The sequence below is a fragment of the Photobacterium ganghwense genome (assembly GCF_003025595.1).
GTDB lineage: Bacteria > Pseudomonadota > Gammaproteobacteria > Enterobacterales > Vibrionaceae > Photobacterium > Photobacterium ganghwense.
In genome coordinates this window covers 690,967-711,838 of sequence record NZ_PYMI01000002.1, presented here as the reverse complement: position 1 = coordinate 711,838, position 20,872 = coordinate 690,967, and the positions used below count along the sequence as shown (strand labels likewise).

The window sequence follows — 20,872 nt, the reverse complement described above, 5'->3', positions numbered from 1 at the left end:
GAAACGTATCTTTCAGGAAGAGTTACTGCCCGGGGTTTAGCACCCCGGCAGAAAACAGACTTTTACATGGTGCGAATCTGTATAACACGCATTAAAATCGAGTGGGGTTCGTCGGTAGACCTACTATTTAGCCGACGATTTTGACTTTGTCTTTCGCGTCAGACTCCGGCAACCATGAAAACATGTGAGAAAACAGTTCTTCTTTTGACGGCTTTTTCAGTTTGCCATGAATCAGCGGACTCATATCCATCAAATGTTCAATGCGGGCTGTCGGCTCATAGGGCTCGTCAAACTTGCGCCAAAGCGGAGAGTGTTTGACATAAAATCCAGCGGCCGATACCGCCTCATCAAACGAGTCATGCTCAGAGATTTTACGCGGATTATCCCAGGTGGAGCCATCAAGCACGAACACGCCGATGGCACCGGTTTCTTCATAATAAAGTTCGTCTATGTAGGGTACGTTCCACCAGCGTTTAAGTTCTTCTTTTGAACGTTGTTCATTCAACCTGTCGTGACAGGGAAATTCGGGTTCGGTTTCCTTATTCTTCACCGGAATACGGTTTGTGGTAAATTCCATAGCCAACCAAATGCATATTTTTATTTTGTTAGAAGTGTTATGCACTTGATAAATAATGTCAATTGTTAAACCTAATTTTCCGAATTTGTCATCTGGCTGTCACAAGTGCCTGTTTCGTAGGAATTCCTCGATGGGCAAACAAAAAACAGGTATCACATTGCTTGGCAGAAGTGAGTCCTTACCATCACAGTTGAGGTATTATTTGTTCGCTGATGGGTTCTGATCGGGCAGGAACATGGTTCTTGCCAGCCTTGCCAGGTTATAGGCATCGTCATAACCCGAATGCTGACGCCCTTCCCACTCCAGGCCGGCCATTTTCATCGCAGCGCGCTGACCACAACGGCGATTGGTGACATGGCGCTGTAACCTGAACATAGTGGCCAGATTGATGTACTCATGGAATGGAACATTTAGCCCTTTTTCCTCGCACTCCTGACGCAAGATCAAATCATCCCGTCCCCAGGCAGCATAAATCTTATGTCGGCCACCAAACTTCTGCTCAACCGACTTCAGAATTGTTGCCAGTGGCTTACCATTTTTTGCAACGACTTCCGGTTTAATACCTGTCAGCTCGGTGCAGAATGGCGAAATTTCATCATGTTCTGGTAAAACGAAATGTTGAGCTCGCCGGACAATCTCACCGCTCGACAGATCCAGTTCGGCAACACCGATCTCTATTATCTCTCCTGTTCTCGACTCGCGGCCATCATTCCAACAACACATTTCGAGGTCAAAACAGACAATACGGTTAAAATTCATCTTACTTCCGGACATCAGACAAAAACTGGCACGAAGGATAGCATTTAGGGGCGTTTTCGCCAAAGGTGACCGCCCCTAATGCTCAGATATTATCCTTCAGGCAGAACTTTTACTTTCATCATTGCCTCCAGCGGAATGATCTGTGCTGCCGCCTGAATATCCTTCACCGTCAATGCTTTCAGTGCAGGCATCACCAGCTTCTCATTTTCCACTTCGTCAGGCGCACTGTAAGCCGTTGAGGCAACACTTAGCCAGTAGCCATTATCCTGCTGCATCAGAGCAAACTTCTCCAGCAATGGACCCAGAGCACGGGTCAGCTCATCTTCCGACACCTTACCCTGACGAATGTCCTGCAAAATCGTCGGATACGCAGAGAGAATATCATCAACCCGGCTTAGCTCAGTATTGCTGTGCAATGCCAGGTAACCAAAGTTTTTAATGGAGCCAGACTGAAAGCGTTCGACCCACGGTGAGTAAGACGCCCCCGCCTGCTCTCGGACGGTTTTATTGAGTTTTAGCTGCGCCACTTCCTGCAGAGCCTGGAACACCAACAATTGCTGGAAATCCATTGCATCCGGAATTGGCCAGTAAGCCGAAGCCAGCGCAGTATGGCTTTCTCCCTGATGGTACAATCGCTGCTCATCGACCAGATAAGGACGAAGCGTTTGATTCACCTGATGTTTAGGTTCCTGCGCCTTCACCTTGAGCGCACCAAATGTTTCCCCAACCAGCTTCACCGCACAGGCTGGAGTAATATCACCGACCAGCGCGATTTCAATCGGCCCTTCAGTTAGCGAACGACTGACAAACTCTTGCAGATCAGAGAGTTGCTTACCTTCAAGTTCTTGCGGCGTCGCCACGCCAATTCTCGGATCATTCTGGCGCATCAGCTGGCTGATCGCCGCCATCTCCAGAGACTCAGGGGACTGATACAGTCCCTGCCAGTAAGCACTAACATGCTGCTCCGCAAAATCCATCCCCTCCTGGCGATACGCCGGGTGAGTAAAGAAAGCCGCGTAGAGTTTCAGTTGCTCACTAATCGCTTCTCGCGTTGAACGGTAGCTACCGACAATCGCATCCTCATTGAGATTCAGGTTCATGCCTAACGACTTACCCGTCAGCATTCCCCTTAACTCATTCATATCATGTGCCTGTAAGCCCCCGGTAACAAAACCGGTATTGAACAAGGTGATCAATGCAGCTTGCTCCGGTGGCAATTCCTGCCACCCTCGGCCAACCCGAACATTCAGGTAAACCACGTTCTTTTCCAGATCCGTTGGCTTCACATTCAGCACCACACCATTGTCGAAACGATACGACACGATGTCTCCGAATGCCGACTGTTTTACCTGCTTGGCTTTACCGGGCTTACCGAAATACTGGTAGGCAAATTCAGTGGTCTGCTTTTCGCTGAACGAGGTGACTGGCTGAGCCTGACTGTGCTCATAAGCGGCAAGCATTGCCTTTTCCAACGCGTCTCTCGGGTCCTGACCTTCCTGTATTTCTCCCGCGACGGAATCAGCAAGGTGAAGACGGGCCGGTGATGCCGTCAGCATCTGGCGCATCATCTGGTTCACGGCTTCCGTCGTGATACGATCCTGATGCTGCTCAAACAGTGCCAGTTCATCCTCAGTACTGATAATCACCCGGCGATTATTCAAACCGTTAACAATTTGTTCCGCATAACTCAGGCTGGAAAAATCGTCTGACTGACTGACGTTGTTTTTCAAGTCCTGCTGTAGGCTGGTGATCTGTCGGGCGATTTCCTGTTGCGTAAAACCATGCTGTACCACCTGGCGGATTGTCTGCTCCAGCAATTGCAGACCGGCGGCCCATTCGCCGGGACGCGTGCCGACCGAGACGGAAAACACATCATTCATGGTCAGCTCTGTCATGTTGCTGACATCCGGGTCCATCAGACGCCCCTGACTGGTCAATGTTTGAGTTTCCAACCGGTACATCAGTGCATTCATCCCGATAAAACGAACAAATTCATTGACCCGACGCTCGGTGTCATCGGTAACGGAGCGTGCTGAGTCAGCCGTGCCCGGCTGTATCAGGTTGATACCGATTCGCGGTGTGACAGCCGAATCCAGAAATGCCAATGCTTCAACGTTTTCAGGCAGCATAGCGGCTTGCAGTGAACTGCTATGCTGGAACGGCTGTTCAGGCACCCAACCCGAAAAATAATGGCGAATACGCGCTTGCAGGGCCTTTTCGTCGAAATCACCGGCAATAACCAGCGTCATATTTTTCGGGTGATAATTTTGCGCGTAAAAGTCACGCAGGTTTTTCTGAGTGGTACTGCGAATGCCTGCCTCCGTGCCAATCGGCAGGCGATCGTATAATCCCGCGTCCTGATAAATATACTGTCCCCACTCCACCAAATTCGCCAGACCAGCCGTGTTGCTTTCCCGGTGTTCGGCCAGAATAACCGGCTTCTCACGTTCAATGGCTTCAGGACTCAGGGTCAGTTCGGACGCGGTTTCACGCAGTAAAAACAACGCTGTATTCAGGCTTTCTTGGTCATTTTTCGGCAGTTCTAATTTATAAACGGTGTAAAACAAATCAGTGGTTGCGTTGGTATCGGCACCAAATGCCAACCCGTGTCGCTCCAGCATTTCGATCATCTGACCTTCCGGCACATTGGTTGAGCCATTGAACGCCATATGTTCAAGGAAATGAGCCACGCCCGGTACATTCCCGTTTTCCTGTAATGAACCGGCATTGACCCATAAACGCATCACAACTGACTGCTTGGGCTTGCGGTTTGGCACCAGCACAATACGCATGCCATTGGACAACACATAACTTTGTACTTTTTTGTCCAGCTTCAAATCAGTCTGGGTATACCAAAGCGGCGATTGAGACTCAGCAGCGGCCTGAGTGATTCCGCCAAACAGTGAAGAAACGATGAGGAGGAGGCAAGCTCCTCGCCTTGGTGAAAATTTCATGAGGCTCCTTGAAGACATGGTGGTGACAAACTTGTGACCACAAAATTTTAAACACCGTTCAAATAAGAGCATTATCTTACCCTTATGCCAAAAGTCGAGTAACTTTTTGTATGGATTTTTCCCCTTCAATTAAATTAATGGTCACAATCAACAATTGCGCTTGCCAAACTATGCTGCCGGTGTCATAACTTAGTCATTGCAGGTCTTCGGACTGGTTTTTTATAGTGACAATTACCTTATTTTTTATTTTGTAATCAGTAAGGTAACAATAAAAAATGCCAAAAAGTGGATGCTTTTTGGTCTGATTTATCAATAGCGGCTTTATCCGCAATCGGTTCACGGAAAGATGGATATAAGAAAAGCGATACCCGAAGATGCCAGCAGGATCAGTGAGTTACTCCAATCCTTAGCTAAAAAGTTCATCCTTCCAACGTGTGAACCGCAAGTGCACGCTCACCTTTTAGCCTCCATGTCTGAACAGGCCATCCAACAGAATCTCCAAGACGGTTTTTTATACCTGGTAATAGACGGCCCTGATCAACAGCTTATTGCCACTGCGGGACTCAGAGATCGCTCGCACCTATATCACCTTTTTGTTCACGAAAATTTCGGTAAACAGGGTATTGCCCGTCAACTCTGGCAAGCCATACTCCATGAAACGCTGACTTCTGAGCATAACGGTGAATTCACCGTGAACTCTGCCCTGCACGCTGAAGGGCTATATCGCAAGTTGGGCTTTGCTCGCACCGAGGGCATTCGCCATCGTCACGGCATGGTGGATATACCGATGAAACTGACCATTGATCTCCGACAGTGGCGCACTGAGCCATCAGACACACACCAGCTAACCAGCATTTAGGCATGCACAGCCAAAGGCACTAACAACGATGACGCCGTAACGGACGTCAACTGGAAATCAGCACACAAATGATGGGAACCGGCTGGATGCCGCCATACCTGACAGGACGACATGAAACTCTCGATTTCTCAGACACTGACATTACAGCCATTAAATCTCCGCCATGCTCAACCCTTGCTGGCTGCGGTCAACGCCAGTCGAGAAGATCTTGGCAAGTTTCTGCCTTGGGTAAATACCGTCAAAGCCCCCTATCAGGCTCAAGCCTACATTCTGGCCAGAACACATTCGAATACCGCGGGTGCACTTTGGTTTGCTATTTATGATGGTCAGACATTTTGCGGAGTTTTCGGTATTAAAGGGATTCACCCGGTGAAAAAGGTCGCTGAAATAGGTTATTGGTTGACTATCGAAGCCAGAGGGAAAGGCATTGTCCGCCAGATTTTGAAAGAGGCTATTGCGTATCTGACTCAACAGACAACGGCAAAAATCGTAGAGCTGCGCTGCCATGATGAAAACAAGGCCAGCATTGCCGTTGCCCTGCATGCAGGAGCCCGCTTCACCGGATACGATGAGTCACCAACAAAATTGGGTAAATACCAGATTTCCTTAGTTGATGCGGTTGATTGAAGTAACTAAAAAAGCAACTGATTAAAGCGGCCAGGAAAAGCGGAGATCTCACGCGACATATAGGTGTCCTGACCAACCTAAAAATCGCTGGCTACATGAAGGTAGCCGCAGCACAAACGAGCGGCGTCAGATGCCATTTGTCAATTTTTTGACAGAAAAACGAAATGTAGTTGTAACGGTATAGCGAAAACACGGTGTTTACGACATATTCATGAAAAGAGGCTCAGGACTCCGCCATGAAGTGAGCTAGCAGTCGATTTCGATGCCGACTTGCTGATGACTAGGTACCAACTAGCTGAATCTAGTGTTTCGCGTTGACGCTCACAATGGAAGAGGCTACGTGTGAAGACAGGCATACCATTGAAAATTTAAGAGTTATCGGTGAGAAAACAACTTTTTAGTCAGCGAGACGATAGAAAAATAGTGGGCGTGGCAATACGCACTTTATGCTGGTTGTGCATGGCTCTTATTATTGGCTGCAGCGACGTTGTTAACGAGCACTATGACAACTACACCGACGCGGTTCAGGCTGGCTTATTTGAACGGGGTTGGTTACCTGGCATTTTGCCTGACAGTGCGACAGAGATACATGCGTCCAATCAGCTCGATAAGAATACTGCGGAAGGGTATTTTCATCTTCCTGAACAGGCTTTAACTGAATTCATCAGCCGGTTAACACCGGTCGCGGATCAAGCAGCATCTGACGCGTCACCGCAAACGAGCAACAACGGTAAAAGCTTTCAGTATTTTATCAATAATGATATCTGGACGTTTACTATTTATGACAATGGCAACGTCAGCTATACCCTGAAACAGACTGATACAAGCAACAATAAGTAACCACCTAGCGTAGTGCCTGTCCCTGACCACAGAAGACACCAGAAACTGACGCTTCACATATTAATGACAATAGAAGGGTCCCTTTATGGAAAACTTATCAAGTTACATCCTTGCCATTCATCAGCCAGACGCGCGCTTCGCGATCACCAACGCTGTTTCTCATACCCGAATGGAAAAAGAGGCAGACATTGAAGTCGAAGAGCAGGAGACTGTTTACACCTTCGAGAACGGGGTTGTCATTCGCTACACCATTGAAAACAGCACAGAATTAACGGAGCAATCCTGTGATGAATGCTGGGTCACCTATGAAGTGCTCGACAACCTAAACCTGGTTTCGCCTAAACGCAAAACTTTTTATAACCGTTGTCAGGAAACATTCTGGCTGGAAACACATCAGCTGCGAGCTGCCCTGGACTAACCGCTTCCTTTCATGAGACCGGCATTGTACAGATGGGCTCATTATTGTCTGATGGAAACATAAAGTCCGATGGAAGCATAAAACCTGATGAAAGCAACGCGTCAGTATCAGACTCGGTGAGACAAACAGGATGTGACAGCCGGAAGGGTAACATCCGGTAGCAGGAGAGAAGACATGGAAGCGCTCGACGAACGAATATGGATCGCAGACGGCGGAACAGTGCCGTTTTTTACGCTTCCCTACTCCACTCGCATGACAGTAGTGAAGCTCGACGACGGCAGTCTCTGGATTCACAGCCCCATCAAGCTGTCCGCAGACCTGTATCAGGCTCTGAATGAGCTGGGAGACGTTCGATATCTGATTGCGCCCAACCATTTACATCACCTTTTCCTGGAGGAGTGGCAAACGGCTTTTCCTCAAGCCGACACCTATGGCACACAGGAAGTGATAGCAAAACGGCAGGATCTTTCTTTCACCGGAGAACTGGTCACCAAGGAAACGTACCCGTGGTCACAGGAAATCCACCAAGTGCTGTTTACCGGCTCCCCTGTCATGCAAGAGTGCGTGTTTTTTCACTCCCCCAGTCAAACCCTTATCGTTACCGACCTCATTGAAAACTTCTCACCAGACGCGTTTAATGCCTGGCAGCGAATACTGGCAAAAGGCACGGGTATTTTGGCCCCAAACGGTAAAATGCCCATCGACTGGCGGCTCAGTTTTATGTGTCGAAAACAGGAAGCCCGTGCTCATATGCTGCACATTCTGGCCTGGCAGCCGAAACGTATTGTCCTGGCCCACGGCGAGATCATCCTAGATAATGCCACCGCGTTTTTAAAACACTCTTTCAGCTGGTTAAAGGTGTAACGAGTTATTGTTAAGGCCCGCATTTACTCTTCTACCCTACAAAGCACAAAAGCGCCCGAAGGCGCTTTTTTACATGTTTCAAGCCGTTTGAATTGGCTGCCGACGTTTTACCGGCTACCGTCAAACGAGTCCAAAATCCACTGCGTGACCCTGCATCCGTTACAGCAGGCTGTCCGATTCCACAAAGTTCAGCTCGGTTTCCTTCATCGGATCCAGCGTGATTTCTTTACGTTGCCCTTGCGGATTCTCAATGATGATGTTTTCGTCATAATTCACCGGATCATCATCTTCGGCATTACAAGTGAATGCGACGGTGTAGTTACCGCCCGGCAGATAACCGAAGGCATAAGAACCATCCACATCAACGCTGGCCGACGCATATGGCATTACAGCGTTGTCAGGCAACGGACGGGCTGAATCGAAATACTCATCGTTAGGATCCATATTGTCGCTCAGCATGCTATCAGTATGACCATGCCCTTCGTACAGGTAAACGTAGTTACCGGACTCCGCCAGACATTCCCCCATAGAAAACAGGTTAACATCGACTTTACCCCACAAGGAAGCCGCCGCCTGATTATCAATAATAGTCACGCCATGTGGTTTCAGGTTAAAGCCGTTGTTGTTTGACTCGTTGCCACGTAACACCAGAGATTTGCGCAGATCAAATTCAATCGTGAAGCTCTGAACAGCTTCGGCATCAACTTCAAACCCACCCAGACGAAGCTTATTACTCGGAATTTTTAAATCATAGTGGCCATCGCCACCATCAACCCAGTTCATATTTCCTGGTTTGGTATGAATAATCAGCTCTTTGTAAGTACCAACCGGCAGTTCTTGAGAGGTAATAATCAGCTTAGAGTCTGTCCCCTGGTAATCCAAAAGATTCAACTGCTGGTAATCGTTGCCATCGCTGTCCGTGTCAACATCGATGAAATAGGACTGGCCATTTTCATGTTTGAGTTCTAGCTGGTCAAACGCGATAGTCACATCCCATAGCGAGTCAACCGGGGCATCTGAGACACTAAAAGACACTTTAGCGGTTGAACCCCCAGCCGCGGTCGCGCCATCGCCACCATCACTGCCACACGCTGAAAGCAGAAGGGCCGTTGCAAACACAGGTACTGTTTTGTAGATATTCATCAATCAATCTCCTTTTATGATGAAAGTCTAAAGGCTCTCTGTTTCCGTTTTCAAATACGCCAGATTGAATTAACAAACAAATGACACAATAAGTGATATCTCTGGCAAAAAATGCACATTGAAGAAAGCAACTGACTCACCGCTTATTCAACCAGCCGCAAAGACCAAAAGCGCATAATAAAATGCACTTGCCAACCTCATATTCGAGCAGTAACGTACCAGTGTTTCCTCTCATCTTTGGTTCATTATGAGCAACGTTTACCAGCCACTTTACGATAATCATTGCCCGCCCGGAGAAGTCTTCTTCGGCCATGAGGTGTTTTTACCTAACACATCAACGCCGAACCACAGCCATCCGTGGGGACAATTGCAGATCATCAACGGCGGCATTCTAGAACTAAAAGCTGAGAGCAAACGCTTTCTTTCACCTTCTCAGTATGCCGTTTGGGTGCCTGCGGGTATTCCGCATGAAAGCTACATGCGACGCAGCCTGAATTACTGCTCGATGAATATTTGTGAAGCTCTGTCAGCTCCCATGCCGTCATATACCTGCCTGCTGGAAGTCAGCCCGATTATGGAAGCCATTATTACCGATTTGAGCAACCGACGTATCCGAGTGCCGGAAACAGAACAAGACAAGCGCTTGGTGAGTGTGCTGTTAGATCAGGTTTATCAGGCGAAAGAACACGAGCAGTTTTTACCTACCAGTGACGATAAATTACTCCAACCCATTTTGAACGAACTGGAACGTCACCCGACCACGGATAAAAACCTGAAAGACTGGGCAGATGAGCTTCATACGACCGAACGCACTCTGGCTCGCCATTGCAAGGATAAATTGGGAATGAGTTTTACTGAGTGGCGTCAACGGCGCAAGTTTCTTTATTCGCTACAGCTATTACGCAAAGGGTTGTCTGTAAAAGAAATTGCACTGACGCTGGGCTATCATCAGGCCTCCCCTTTCATTACGCTTTTTAAGAAACATGCCCAATGCACACCGGAGCAGTACAGGCAAAAGTTCGCTCCGACAAAAGGATAATGTTGGCCGTTCCTGCTCTGATCCGACTACGTTCTTAACTGACTACGTTTTGAGCCGACAAAGTTCTAAAATGACAAAGCCCTAAGATGACAAAGCTCTATGTCAACTGAGCTCTGAGCTAGCAATATCTGAGCCAATCAGGTTCCTAACAGTCAGATTCCTAACAGATAGCGCTTTGGGCTGTAATAAAATGCCCCCCAGTGCGTGAACGGCAGTAAAGTAAACGAGGGATAAGACGACCTCAAAGCGCACACTCATCAAAAAGCATCCTCACCAACAGAACATCCCCACAAACGTTTTCTCGGGAAGTTTCAGCTTGTTTAAAGCTGCCACAACACAGACTGAATCGCGAAGTATCAACGTAATTATTCCAGACACTTATCAGAAACAAATAATACGTTCTGGGTACACAATTTCAATTTTCGACTAGGTTTAATAAACAGCGTTAAAGCTCTCCCTCTTTTAAAGGAGTTTTGATAATGAAACGATTCCTAGTGGCGACCTTGGTAACGGCTATATCAACAAGCCTTTACGCCGCCGACCCCAAGCCTGCAACAGACACTACAAAACAGGTTAATCAGTCGTTACTTGAGTCACTTCCGTTCAGTGATAAAAAGGATTTTGAGAATGCCCAAAAAGGCTTAATCGCCAAGCAAGATACAGTCACAATTAAAAATGACAAAGGTGATGTAGTCTGGGATTTAGAAGCCTACAAAAAATACATCAGTCTGGATAAACCTGCCCCGGACAGCGTCAATCCCAGTTTGTGGCGTAATGCCCAGCTCAACATGATTAATGGCCTGTTCGAAGTCACCGATGGCATTTATCAGGTTCGTGGCTACGACTTATCAAACATCACCTTCATTAAAGGCGAAACCGGGTGGATTGTGTTTGATCCCCTGATTTCTCAGGAAACCGCCAAAGCCGCACTCGATTTCGTCAATGAGCAACTCGGCGAGCGTCCGGTCGTTGCCGTCATTTACAGTCACAGTCATATCGACCACTTTGGCGGCGTGCGGGGTATCGTGAACGAAGAAGATGTCGCAGCCGGTAAAGTGCAGATTCTTGCCCCCGACCATTTCACTGAACATGCGGTATCAGAGAACGTTATCGCGGGTAATGCCATGGGGCGACGGGCGATTTACATGTACGGCGCATTGTTACCCCGTAACGAATTCGGTGGTGTCAACGGCGGTCTAGGGCAAACCACCTCAACCGGCCTCGCCACTCTGATAAAGCCCACTGATACCATCACCAAAACCGGAGATGAACGAACAATTGATGGCATCAAAATGGTATTCCAGTACACCCCGGGAACTGAAGCTCCCACCGAAATGAATACCTGGTTCCCAGATAAAAAAGCACTATGGATGGCAGAGAATACCACTAATACGATGCATAACATTCTGACGCTGCGTGGCGCGCAAGTTCGTGATGCCCTGATTTGGTCCTCATTCCTGAACGAAACCATCGAAAAGTGGGGCGATCAGGTTGAAGTCAAATTCCAGAGCCACCACTGGCCTATGTGGGGTAAGGAAGACATTGTTAACTACTTCAAAAAACAGCGCGACATGTACAAATATACCCATGATCAGACCGTACGACTGATGAACATGGGGTATATCGGTTCTGAAATTTCGGAAATGATCGCCTTCCCGGAATCATTAGACAAAAATTGGAGTACCCGGGGTTATTACGGCACGCTTCGCCACAACAGTCGCGCCGTGTATCAACGGTACATGGGCTGGTATAACGGTAATCCCTCTGATTTGAATAACCTGCCTCCTGCCGATGCGGCCAAAAAATACGTTGAATACATGGGAGGAGAAGACGCGGTCTTACAAAAAGCCCAAAGTGACTTTGATAAAGGTGAATACCGCTGGGTAGCCGAAGCGCTTAAACAGGTCGTGTTCGCCAACCCTGACAGTGAGAAAGGCAAAGCCTTATTGGCTGACACCTATGAACAGCTTGGTTATCAGGCTGAATCCGGCCCATGGCGCTCCGAATACCTACAAGGGGCCTTTGAGCTTCGCAACGGTGTTCCTAGCACCGGTGGGGTCGTTACCGCTTCACCAGACGTTATCAAAAACATGCCACCTACCATGCTGTTTGATTACCTGTCTGTGCGAATCAATCCGGAAAAAGCCGCCGGTAAAACATTCTCCATCAATATCGATTTCACCGATTTGAAAGAGAAATATACACTCAGTATGGAAAACTCAGTGCTGAACTATACCAGCAAAGTCGCAGATAAAGCCGATGCCAGCCTCACCCTGTCGAAGTCGACCCTGGATGATATTCAGCTAGGCAATATCACCCTCGAAAAAGCCATCGCAGATGGGGATGTTAAAGTGAACGGTGACAGCCAGGTATTCCAGGACTTTGTGGGCATGTTGGATAAGTTCGATTTCTGGTTCAACATTGTGACACCGTGAGAAATTCAATGACCAACCCATCTCTATTGGCAACAGAAGCGCGACAATGAAAACACTGACCGCAGTGCTTACTATCGCCTTACTGTCAGGAGCAGGCCAGACTCTGGCTTGCTCCTACGACGGGCAGATGAATAATCCGTTTACTCAAAGTTATCCGGGCTCACTAAACATAGCGCTCGCCACCCGTGCAGCGATTGAAAACGGTACACTGACTCCTCCTGAATCACTCCGCGGGCAACCAGGGCTGCGTCGGGCAAGCTGGTGGTTAAATTTATTGGCCAGAGAGCTGAGCGAACACTATTCAGCAGACATCTATGTCTATCTCGTTGATAGCCACCTTTGGTCCCGAGTCTCACCCGATCTTCGTCACCCGCAGATTCATAGTGACCCAGCGCCAACAGGCAGCCAGGTGCTACTGCTGAGTGAAGCGACGCTACATGAACTGGTGAACAACCGCCTCAGCTTATCGCAGGCTGTAGACATTGGCATCGCACAGTTTTCTCTTGGTGCCGGTAAGGTCTAAAGTTCAGAAAATTGCGTTTTCAGCCAATTCCGCAACGTCATCACACTCTCATGTTTCAGCTTGTCTGGTGAAGAGACAAAGTAAAATGCTTGATGAGGATTCAGCACTGGCTGACCCACCTGCACCAACATGCCATGCTTAATGTCATCCCTCACAAACTGTTTATGACTGATTAGCACTCCCAACCGCCGTATGGCCGCCTGCACGGCATGCACAGAAGCTGCAAACGTTAAGTTTTTCTGTTGCCGAGGAACCGCCATTCCTTTCTCGTCACACCAAACCTGCCAGTCGGCTTGGCGGCGGGGATTACTGACAAAAATCGCCGGATACGCTTTCAGCAAACGGGCCGCTATCACCCCACTCTCATCTTCAATCATCGTACTGACGCTGTTAATTTTCCCGTCGTCAATCCTAGATACAGCGTCAACCGCATTCAGATTTTCGAGTAACTGAGGGCTACACACCATGATCAGCTCATCATCCCCCAGCTTTTCACAATAATAATCGGGCCACTCGTCAGCCTTCCCATGCAACAACGCCACGTCAACACCTTCTTGTTCAAAATCAAAGATATGAGCAATGTTGGAGATACGAATATCAATATGCGGTGCATACGCCTGAAATTCAGTGACACGAGGGATCCACCAATGCAATGCCAGGGAATTCACCATGTTCAGCGTCAACCGGTTGCTGAGCGGCGAACGCGCAATTGACTCGCTGGCTTCCACAATCTGCATCAGGGCAGGCGCGACTTTACGATAATACCGCCGACCGTCCTGATTCAGCTCCACACGCCTGCCCACCCGCCGGAATAAGGTCACATTCAGTTGTGATTCCAGAGACTTTATGGCCTGGCTCACTGCCGAATGGCTGACATTCAGTACTTCAGCCGCTTCGGTCATGCTGCCGGTCTCCGCCACGGCAACAAACGCATAAATTGATTTTAGGGGTACGAGCTTTCTCATTGGTAAGTTTTTCTTACAAGTTTGGTTAATATTATTCGCTTTTTTCTCAGTAGCAAACTCCCTAGACTCAACCTTGTCAGGAAACAAACAATCATCCTCTAGTTCTGTACATTGCCATCAGAACATACTTTTTCTACCGCAATTTAGGAGCCTTTCTATGCCCAGCGACCTCAGACCTGTTCTATTTATGCTTGTCTCAACATTTAGCTTATCCGCCAGCGGAATGTTAGCCAAAGTATTAAGCGACGTTCTGAGCATTGAAATGCTGGCCTTTTTACGCTTTTTGCTTCCTGCAACTATCATGCTTGGCATGCTCACATTCACCGGCTGGGTGTTTCCAACCGGTCGAACTCTGAGACCTGTTATTATTCGGGCATTATGTATAGTTGGCAGTCAAATCTGCTTTCTTACTTCATTAAGCAAACTGTCACTGGTTGAAAGCATTGTGCTGTTCAGCACCGGACCTTTATTCATTCCGGTGTTAGAAAAGTTGATAGATAAAACCCCTTTTAATTCGCTGACGGTCTTTAATCTGGGATTAACCTTTGTGGGAGTCGTGTTACAGGCTGGCAGCCCAACGGGTATTGATCTTCGCCCTGAGCTGCTTTTTGGCCTGGCTGCGGGTCTGTTTAATGCCGCTTCGCAGGTTACGATGTTTCGGGGAGCTAAATCAGACCTGCCATCTGCGGCATTCAACGGTTGGTGCTTTATGCTGGCCGCCGTTATCCTGATGCCTGTGGCAGCGCTAAACATGATGCAATACGGTTTTCTTCCTGATGATACGGCAGCACAAGCGCTGACTTTCGCAAACCTGAACGTACCACAAACCACACTGGTACTGCTGCTCACCTTGGCTTGCAGCACGGTATCAACCCAAATGTTTCGCTCAAAGGCATACCGTTTAGCAAAAACCGGTTCGGAATTAGCACCGCTCATCTTCACGAACCTACTCTTTGCGGTCATCTGGCAGGTGTGGCTTTTTGATGAGTCGCTGGCTGCTCATAAAATATGGGGCATTAGCCTGATAGTTCTGGCGACACTGATCAACACCTTTGTCCCTCGCTGGCTGAATCAAGGCAAGGAAACCTCGCCAGCGCATTCTTAAATCAGTGTGGTTTTACATTTCCCCAGTATGCCAACGCTGGCATTGACAAAAACGGATTAGGAAAAGCTTCACATCACAAAGCCATATTTAACAGGCTATGTTTTCCAAAGCCACATACCCCAAAGATATGCGGCACTACAATTCACAAAAAAGGCGCTACGATAGACACGTAGCGCCCTGTGACCGGTCAAAGAATCACTCGATGCCAGTTTATTGACATGCGGTGACGCTGACAGAATAAAAAAGCCTGATTAGTTAGCGCATCAGCAACCGTGCTCCATCAAAAACTGGATCGATTCATCTTGCCGGTAATAACAAGGTTCTTGCGCGGCACGGAACAGCTTCATCGGTTTACCGTTCGCCGAGAAGTAACGCAGTGTACGACCGCTGACCTGCAACATCGTGCCTTCAGGGATACCTGCAACCACTTCGTGCGGGTTCACGACGAGAAACTCCTCGATTCGCTCATCACGGGTTTCACCCATGTGTCCTTCAATTGTCGCCTCAATATAGTGAGGATTTATCTGGAAAGGAACCAGGTTAAGCGAAGGCAGGATAGCCGCAGTGACAATCGGCATGTCGTTCGTAGTTCGAATTGTCGGCGCGGCAATATTCGTTCCTGCACTCCAACCGATATACAGTTTATTGTGCATCAGAATTGCTTTTCGCAGGGGGCGTACCAAGCCAAGATCATGCAGCATTTTATTGAGTACCCAGGTATTACCACCGCTCACCAGAAAACCGTCTGCCTCTTCGATGGCTCGTACCGGATCACTCACAGTGTCAATGCTGGTGACGTCACATCCAAAACGGGCAAACGCTTCGCGCAACTGACTGGCTCGCTCATCATAACTGCTCCGAATCATTGCATACGGTATGAACAGCAGCTTTTTGGCTTTGGTCCGCTCCATCGCCGACTCAATCCATTCGTACCCGTATTCCAGTAGCTCCGTGTTGCCTGCTACCTTACCATTGCTAAACAGCATTATTTCCATGAATCATTCCTTCGCATTCGATTGAAAACCTCATGTACTGACAACCAACCTGGCTCTCTTCGGTTGTCGGTAAAGTCACACTTTCTTATTGAGCCGGCGATTTATCGCTTAAATGGTGGTTTGGTCAGAAATGGGTCTGGCACCATCGGCTCAAAGCGGTGCCAGTTTTATGCGGTTTTAAAAAATCGCCGTTAACTGTACATAGGCACCAGAACGACGGTACCTAAGATCACAGTTATCAGACCGCAAAATACAGGGACGGAGGTCCGTTTCACGACTTCAAACGGACTCACCTGCCCCATACCGGATGTCGCCACAATAACGCCAGATACCGGAGAAATGGTGCGTCCAAGGTTAGACGCCTGCAGCATAGGGATGATCAGGAATGCCGGACTGATACCCATCTTACCGGCCAGCATAGGTGCCAGCTCAACAAAAGCGTAAAATGGCGCGTTACCAGAACCGGTGGCAACCGCTGCAGCAACCGTCAGACCTGTCAGCAACATCATCAGAGCAAAGCCACCAGCCCCGGCAGATTCAGCCAAACCGATCAGGTTATCAATCGCGCCAATTGACATCAGACCCTGAGCAAAAACCCCGGCAGCGACCAGCAGCATGACAACCCCTTTAAAGGCATCTGCCATTCCCTGATAACATGACTCTAAATCTTCTAGCGTTTCCTTGCCCTTGAACCCTTTGGTTGCGAAATCAACCGCAGCACCAGCCACAATTGACATCACCACAATGGTATAAATATCCAACGTTAACCCCGGGATGGTTTCGCCGTTAAACACGAACACCCCGACAATCGGTAGAAAAGGCAGAAAAGCGTAATAAGCGGGTGCTTTCACGTCGATTTCGGAAAGATCAACTTTTTCCATGGCAATGTTTTCTTTCTGATCCAAATACTTGTTCCAGAAAAAAGCGGCAGCAGCCATCACTAAAATGGCACAAATAGATACCGGCAAAACAGTCTCGACCGCAAATACATGCAGCGGCAGCCCGGATTTTTCAGCGGCAACAATGACATCGCCTGACGTCGGGGAGAGAATAATCGCCGCCGGAGACGCACAGACAGCAACAGCGGCCGGGCGGGAAATACCCATCGCCGTCATCATCGGGAACAGGGTTGCCATCAGCAATACCCCAAGGCCCGTCGCTGAACTCACCGCCAACGACATCAGACAGGCAACAATGTAAGCAGCAACCAATAAAATATACGGGGATTTAACGACAGAAAGGGGTTTGGAAAACTGCTTCACCACAACATTGTTAGCGCCGATATGAGTCATGTACGAAGCAAACCCGCACAAAAGCATGATTTGCATACCCAGACCACCGCCACGGTTTTGCAGCATAAATTTGATATATTCCATTGAGTCAGTGACAAAATTGCCGGTTGACTTAATACTGTCGGGTAACACCTGATGACCGATAATGCCGGTCAGAAGCAGCAGTAATAACCCTGCAGTCAGCAGCACTCCGGCTGCTTTATATCCTTTAATAATGAAGTAGCCGACGACAAGTGTCACGGCAAGACCAATGAGTAACTCCAGCATAGTAATTCCTCTACATACGCGCACATTTGCGGGAAACCCGACAAAATAAAAATCCACCTCTTAATGGGTAGCATGGTTAATTTACTCAACATAAAAGCAAAACATCAGCACTAATAACCACCTTAATGATCTAAGACAGTTTTTAAGAACCAGCGTTAAATCACGGATAATGAAATGTGTCTGCATTGTTTATGCAGATGTGAATTTATTGGGGTGCAGTGGTTGATTTGCGTACTGGCTATCTTTCCCTTCTCACTCCAATCTCATTGCCATAACGTTTAATCGGTTAACCACGAAAAAGAAGATAGGGAAGGAAAAGAAGGAGGTAGAGATAGAGAAAGTAATGAAGGTGGACAAAGATTTTCTAAACACCGCCATAAGTTAATGTTTGGTCAAGACGAATCAAAGAGACACATTTTTTAAGCATGATATCGACCATCGACTTTCCCCGACAATTAAGGAAATATCATGTTAAAAAGGACTGCTATTACCCTGCTTGCATCAGGTTTGTTGTTTGGCTGTAACGACGACGATGCAACAGTCGACATCCCCAAGCAACCAGAGCAACCACAGATACCGGAAACACCGGAAACCCGCACAACTGATGTCACCATTATTTCGGCCAACCTCTGGCTGAGCCTGTCGCAGAATTTAAGTGGCGGCAGCGACTTTCATCGCGCAATTGAAGAGTTCAAACACGCCAATGCAGATATTTTATTGTTATCCGAGGCGTCAGGCATTACCGCCCGGATCGCAGAAGCACTGAACATGTATTACTGGCAAGGTTACGATGCCAATACTACCACTGGGATTGTGTCGCGCTATCCGATTAAATCCGTTCTGAATGCAGAAAAAAACACAGAGGCTGAGAACAATAACACCGGTGGCATCGGTGTCGTTGTTGACATCAATGGCCGTGATGTGGTCCTGTGGGTTAACCATCTCGACTACACCCATTACCACGTCTACGATGCGCGAGGCGGTGATGGTGTCACCTGGCAAGCCAGGAATAACTGCCAACCTCTCAGTGACAGCTCCGAACTTGAAGCGCTTAACCAACAAAGTCAGCGCCCGGCTCAGGCACAGTTTATGCTGAACCAGCTGACGCCATATCAGACCCAGCAGACGGCCACATTTATCGGTGGTGACTTCAACGAAGCATCAGGGTTAGACTGGACGGCCGACACCGCCAATATGTTTGATCACCGCGGTACCATTCATGATTTTCTGACCCACCGTTTAATTCGAAATGCCGGGTATGTTGATTCATACCGCGTTTTATACCCTAACCCGGTTACTCACCCGGGAATTACCTGGCCGTTTCATGCTGACGATTCATGGACTCGGGGAACTTCTTACCAAACTGAATGCGGGCGCGGGCTGGATGACAGGGATCGTATTGACTTCATCTATCATGCTCCGGTCGATGGTGTTGAACTCCTGAACGCATCTGTTATCGGGCCCCGCCCGACAACCTACTTCGACAGCCCACATGGCGAAGACAACACTTACACTTGGGGCGATCCACACTCTGGCCTGATGGTGAATGAGTTGGGCGAACCGACATACGGAGAACGTGATTTTGTCTCCGATCATCTGTGGTACAAGACCACTTACCGCCTGAAGACGACGTCTGAAGCACCGACCTCCACCAGTTTAGATCTCAACCCGGCATTCAGTGATGTCACTCTGGCCGCCGATGGCGACAATCTGGTGATCAGTTTCACTCTGGGCAACTGGCCACTGTGGGACGAGGCACTTGACTATCAACTGGTGATTGCCGGTGATTCCACCAGCTCACGTACTCTTGGTTGGCAAAATCAACCTCTTTCCAGCCAGCCTGACAACACCCGAATGACAGTGACCGTTCCCCCTGAAGTACTGGCGAAATTAAAACAGGAAGCCCCTCTTCATCATGGTCTTCAACTTCGCACGGTTGCCAGAATCCACGGCTGGTGGAAACAGTTTGCCGTTAAAACAATTTCTATTGAGGAAATCGAGCACGTTATCAACATCCCTGACGCTGCACCTTCTACTCAGTTAGCCATTGCCGATGCCGACCACCTTGATTCGGGCATGCCGATCACCCTACAGTGGCAAAACGGTACGACTCACCCGTCCCAATGGATCGCCATTTATCCTGAAGGTCAAGTCTCCGGAGCATCCTGGGGATGGGTATACGCAAGAGATGATTTATCACCGGCTGATTCGCTGTCACTCTGGCAGTCAGTGCCTGCGCAAGGCGTCACGGAGGGTAATACCCAGCTACCGAGTCTCGGTACGCTGCTCGCCCAGCGAGGGCATACCGCCCAATCCGGTGACCGCTTTCAGATCAGCCTGGTAGCAACGGACAGTATCAGTGATATACAAGCCTTCCAGATTGTCACGGTTAAATAGTGGCAGGAATCAGGGTAAATTAAATCACTGAGACAGTTTTCATTGAGCCTGCTACTCAAGTAAACCCAAATAAATCACACCGGTATTTATCCGGTGTGATTTTTTGTTCGCTGTCACTTCAGGCGATTTGTCTTACGATTTACCTTACAATGGCCTGTCATTCCAACACAGAGGACGGCTCGCCGTGACAGAATTCGAAAAAATGTGCAACGGACAAGACTTTGATCCCAGCTCGCCGGATATTGTCAGTATTCGGGACAATGCCTACCGACTCAAACAGCTAATAAATCAGTACCCCGGAGAAGCGCCTAGGGAATACCTGTCCGAGTTATTAGGCAGCATTGGCGAAGACAGCTTTATCACACCACCATTTTTGTGTGAGTTTGGCAAAACCATTCACATCGGCCATCACACCTTCCTCAACATGGGCGTCACTATGCTGGATAATGCTGAAATCCGAATCGGTGACAACGTTTTGATTGGCCCCAACGTACAGTTCTACACGCCAAGTCACTCACTGGATTACCGCAGCCGCCGAAAATGGGAAACCTTCAGCCGGCCCATCACGGTGGAAGATGATGTCTGGATCGGCGGTCAGGTGGTTATCTGCCAGGGAGTGACCATAGGAGCGCGTTCCGTTGTCGCAGCGAATTCAACCGTCACACACGATGTCCCGCCTGACACGCTGGTCGGTGGCTCGCCAGCCAAAGTCATACGAGCACTCCTTCCGGGAGAAAAGCCCTCCAGCGCGTAACGATTATTGGCTCTGACATCACAGGCTGACGACTGAACTTTTTGATTTCCCCACAGATT

At 48.5% G+C, this 20,872-nt stretch carries 18 protein-coding genes; 11 read left to right on the top strand and 7 right to left on the bottom strand.

From position 1 onward, the window contains the following. Window positions 1-127: 127 nt before the first annotated feature. The 3 genes from C9I92_RS09035 to C9I92_RS09025 all read right to left on the bottom strand — a co-directional run bounded on the left by C9I92_RS09035 (window position 128) and on the right by C9I92_RS09025 (window position 4,290). Entirely contained in the window at window positions 128-577 is a 450-nt protein-coding gene (locus tag C9I92_RS09035) for a hypothetical protein (protein WP_047884618.1), read from the bottom strand. A gap of 198 nt (window positions 578-775) precedes the next feature. Next, the gene (locus tag C9I92_RS09030) at window positions 776-1,336 is read right to left on the bottom strand and encodes a 3'-5' exonuclease (protein ID WP_047884619.1); all 561 of its coding nucleotides are present in this window, start codon (window positions 1,334-1,336) and stop codon (window positions 776-778) included. Window positions 1,337-1,425: 89 nt separating this feature from the next. Further along, the gene (locus C9I92_RS09025; RefSeq protein ID WP_047884620.1) at window positions 1,426-4,290 is read right to left on the bottom strand and encodes a M16 family metallopeptidase; all 2,865 of its coding nucleotides are present in this window, start codon (window positions 4,288-4,290) and stop codon (window positions 1,426-1,428) included. A 346-nt stretch (window positions 4,291-4,636) separates the two neighbouring features. Here C9I92_RS09025 and C9I92_RS09020 point away from each other — a divergent pair, with 346 nt between their 5' ends. The 5 genes from C9I92_RS09020 to C9I92_RS09000 all read left to right on the top strand — a co-directional run bounded on the left by C9I92_RS09020 (window position 4,637) and on the right by C9I92_RS09000 (window position 7,898). After that, a complete protein-coding gene (locus C9I92_RS09020) occupies window positions 4,637-5,149 on the top strand; it encodes a GNAT family N-acetyltransferase (protein ID WP_047884621.1) in 513 nt (170 codons plus the stop codon). 111 nt (window positions 5,150-5,260) lie between these two features. Then, window positions 5,261-5,776, top strand: a complete 516-nt coding sequence (locus C9I92_RS09015) for a GNAT family N-acetyltransferase (RefSeq protein ID WP_053061772.1) — start codon at window positions 5,261-5,263, stop codon at window positions 5,774-5,776. A 381-nt stretch (window positions 5,777-6,157) separates the two neighbouring features. Next, entirely contained in the window at window positions 6,158-6,616 is a 459-nt protein-coding gene (locus C9I92_RS09010; protein ID WP_157038314.1) for a YbbD-related protein, read from the top strand. An 85-nt stretch (window positions 6,617-6,701) separates the two neighbouring features. Then, complete coding sequence (locus C9I92_RS09005; protein ID WP_047884623.1) at window positions 6,702-7,034, top strand: hypothetical protein; 333 nt, start codon at window positions 6,702-6,704, stop codon at window positions 7,032-7,034. 174 nt (window positions 7,035-7,208) lie between these two features. After that, entirely contained in the window at window positions 7,209-7,898 is a 690-nt protein-coding gene (locus C9I92_RS09000) for a DUF4336 domain-containing protein (RefSeq protein ID WP_047884624.1), read from the top strand. A gap of 159 nt (window positions 7,899-8,057) precedes the next feature. Here C9I92_RS09000 and C9I92_RS08995 read toward each other — a convergent pair whose 3' ends face one another. Continuing rightward, window positions 8,058-9,041, bottom strand: coding sequence for a DUF4382 domain-containing protein (locus C9I92_RS08995; RefSeq protein WP_047884625.1), 984 nt, complete (start codon window positions 9,039-9,041; stop codon window positions 8,058-8,060). 247 nt (window positions 9,042-9,288) lie between these two features. On the opposite strand from C9I92_RS08995, the gene C9I92_RS08990 reads away from it, so the two are divergent. The 3 genes from C9I92_RS08990 (at window position 9,289) to C9I92_RS08980 (ending at window position 13,038) form a co-directional block, all read left to right on the top strand. Next, window positions 9,289-10,080, top strand: coding sequence for an AraC family transcriptional regulator (locus C9I92_RS08990; RefSeq protein WP_047884626.1), 792 nt, complete (start codon window positions 9,289-9,291; stop codon window positions 10,078-10,080). 479 nt (window positions 10,081-10,559) lie between these two features. After that, window positions 10,560-12,515 (top strand): alkyl/aryl-sulfatase, encoded by a 1,956-nt coding sequence (locus C9I92_RS08985; protein ID WP_047884627.1) that lies wholly within the window; start codon window positions 10,560-10,562, stop codon window positions 12,513-12,515. Between the two features lie 46 nt (window positions 12,516-12,561). Beyond that, a complete protein-coding gene (locus tag C9I92_RS08980) occupies window positions 12,562-13,038 on the top strand; it encodes a hypothetical protein (protein WP_047884628.1) in 477 nt (158 codons plus the stop codon). Here the strand turns inward: C9I92_RS08980 and C9I92_RS08975 are convergent. Then, entirely contained in the window at window positions 13,035-14,003 is a 969-nt protein-coding gene (locus C9I92_RS08975) for a LysR family transcriptional regulator (protein WP_047884629.1), read from the bottom strand. The genes C9I92_RS08980 and C9I92_RS08975 overlap by 4 nt on opposite strands. 73 nt (window positions 14,004-14,076) lie before the next feature. Here C9I92_RS08975 and C9I92_RS08970 point away from each other — a divergent pair, with 73 nt between their 5' ends. Next, window positions 14,077-15,108, top strand: coding sequence for a DMT family transporter (locus tag C9I92_RS08970; protein WP_242551955.1), 1,032 nt, complete (start codon window positions 14,077-14,079; stop codon window positions 15,106-15,108). 263 nt (window positions 15,109-15,371) lie between these two features. Here C9I92_RS08970 and pepE read toward each other — a convergent pair whose 3' ends face one another. Continuing rightward, window positions 15,372-16,103, bottom strand: a complete 732-nt coding sequence (gene pepE / locus C9I92_RS08965) for a dipeptidase PepE (protein WP_047884631.1) — start codon at window positions 16,101-16,103, stop codon at window positions 15,372-15,374. 191 nt (window positions 16,104-16,294) lie between these two features. Then, a complete protein-coding gene (gene dcuC / locus C9I92_RS08960) occupies window positions 16,295-17,662 on the bottom strand; it encodes an anaerobic C4-dicarboxylate transporter DcuC (protein WP_047884632.1) in 1,368 nt (455 codons plus the stop codon). Window positions 17,663-18,130: 468 nt separating this feature from the next. Here dcuC and C9I92_RS08955 point away from each other — a divergent pair, with 468 nt between their 5' ends. Further along, window positions 18,131-20,059, top strand: coding sequence for an endonuclease/exonuclease/phosphatase family protein (locus tag C9I92_RS08955; protein WP_047884633.1), 1,929 nt, complete (start codon window positions 18,131-18,133; stop codon window positions 20,057-20,059). 184 nt (window positions 20,060-20,243) lie between these two features. Beyond that, the gene (locus C9I92_RS08950; RefSeq protein ID WP_047884634.1) at window positions 20,244-20,813 is read left to right on the top strand and encodes a sugar O-acetyltransferase; all 570 of its coding nucleotides are present in this window, start codon (window positions 20,244-20,246) and stop codon (window positions 20,811-20,813) included. Window positions 20,814-20,872 lie beyond the last annotated feature (59 nt).

What these genes read in the sequence shown, in the direction of transcription:
- C9I92_RS09035 (WP_047884618.1), bottom strand. Translation starts at nt 577, where the DNA reads ATGGAATTTACCACAAACCGTATTCCGGTGAAGAATAAGGAAACCGAA.
- C9I92_RS09030 (WP_047884619.1), bottom strand. Translation starts at nt 1,336, where the DNA reads ATGAATTTTAACCGTATTGTCTGTTTTGACCTCGAAATGTGTTGTTGG.
- C9I92_RS09025 (WP_047884620.1), bottom strand. Translation starts at nt 4,290, where the DNA reads ATGAAATTTTCACCAAGGCGAGGAGCTTGCCTCCTCCTCATCGTTTCT.
- C9I92_RS09020 (WP_047884621.1), top strand. Translation starts at nt 4,637, where the DNA reads ATGGATATAAGAAAAGCGATACCCGAAGATGCCAGCAGGATCAGTGAG.
- C9I92_RS09015 (WP_053061772.1), top strand. Translation starts at nt 5,261, where the DNA reads ATGAAACTCTCGATTTCTCAGACACTGACATTACAGCCATTAAATCTC.
- C9I92_RS09005 (WP_047884623.1), top strand. Translation starts at nt 6,702, where the DNA reads ATGGAAAACTTATCAAGTTACATCCTTGCCATTCATCAGCCAGACGCG.
- C9I92_RS09000 (WP_047884624.1), top strand. Translation starts at nt 7,209, where the DNA reads ATGGAAGCGCTCGACGAACGAATATGGATCGCAGACGGCGGAACAGTG.
- C9I92_RS08995 (WP_047884625.1), bottom strand. Translation starts at nt 9,041, where the DNA reads ATGAATATCTACAAAACAGTACCTGTGTTTGCAACGGCCCTTCTGCTT.
- C9I92_RS08990 (WP_047884626.1), top strand. Translation starts at nt 9,289, where the DNA reads ATGAGCAACGTTTACCAGCCACTTTACGATAATCATTGCCCGCCCGGA.
- C9I92_RS08985 (WP_047884627.1), top strand. Translation starts at nt 10,560, where the DNA reads ATGAAACGATTCCTAGTGGCGACCTTGGTAACGGCTATATCAACAAGC.
- C9I92_RS08980 (WP_047884628.1), top strand. Translation starts at nt 12,562, where the DNA reads ATGAAAACACTGACCGCAGTGCTTACTATCGCCTTACTGTCAGGAGCA.
- C9I92_RS08975 (WP_047884629.1), bottom strand. Translation starts at nt 14,003, where the DNA reads ATGAGAAAGCTCGTACCCCTAAAATCAATTTATGCGTTTGTTGCCGTG.
- pepE (WP_047884631.1), bottom strand. Translation starts at nt 16,103, where the DNA reads ATGGAAATAATGCTGTTTAGCAATGGTAAGGTAGCAGGCAACACGGAG.
- dcuC (WP_047884632.1), bottom strand. Translation starts at nt 17,662, where the DNA reads ATGCTGGAGTTACTCATTGGTCTTGCCGTGACACTTGTCGTCGGCTAC.
- C9I92_RS08955 (WP_047884633.1), top strand. Translation starts at nt 18,131, where the DNA reads ATGTTAAAAAGGACTGCTATTACCCTGCTTGCATCAGGTTTGTTGTTT.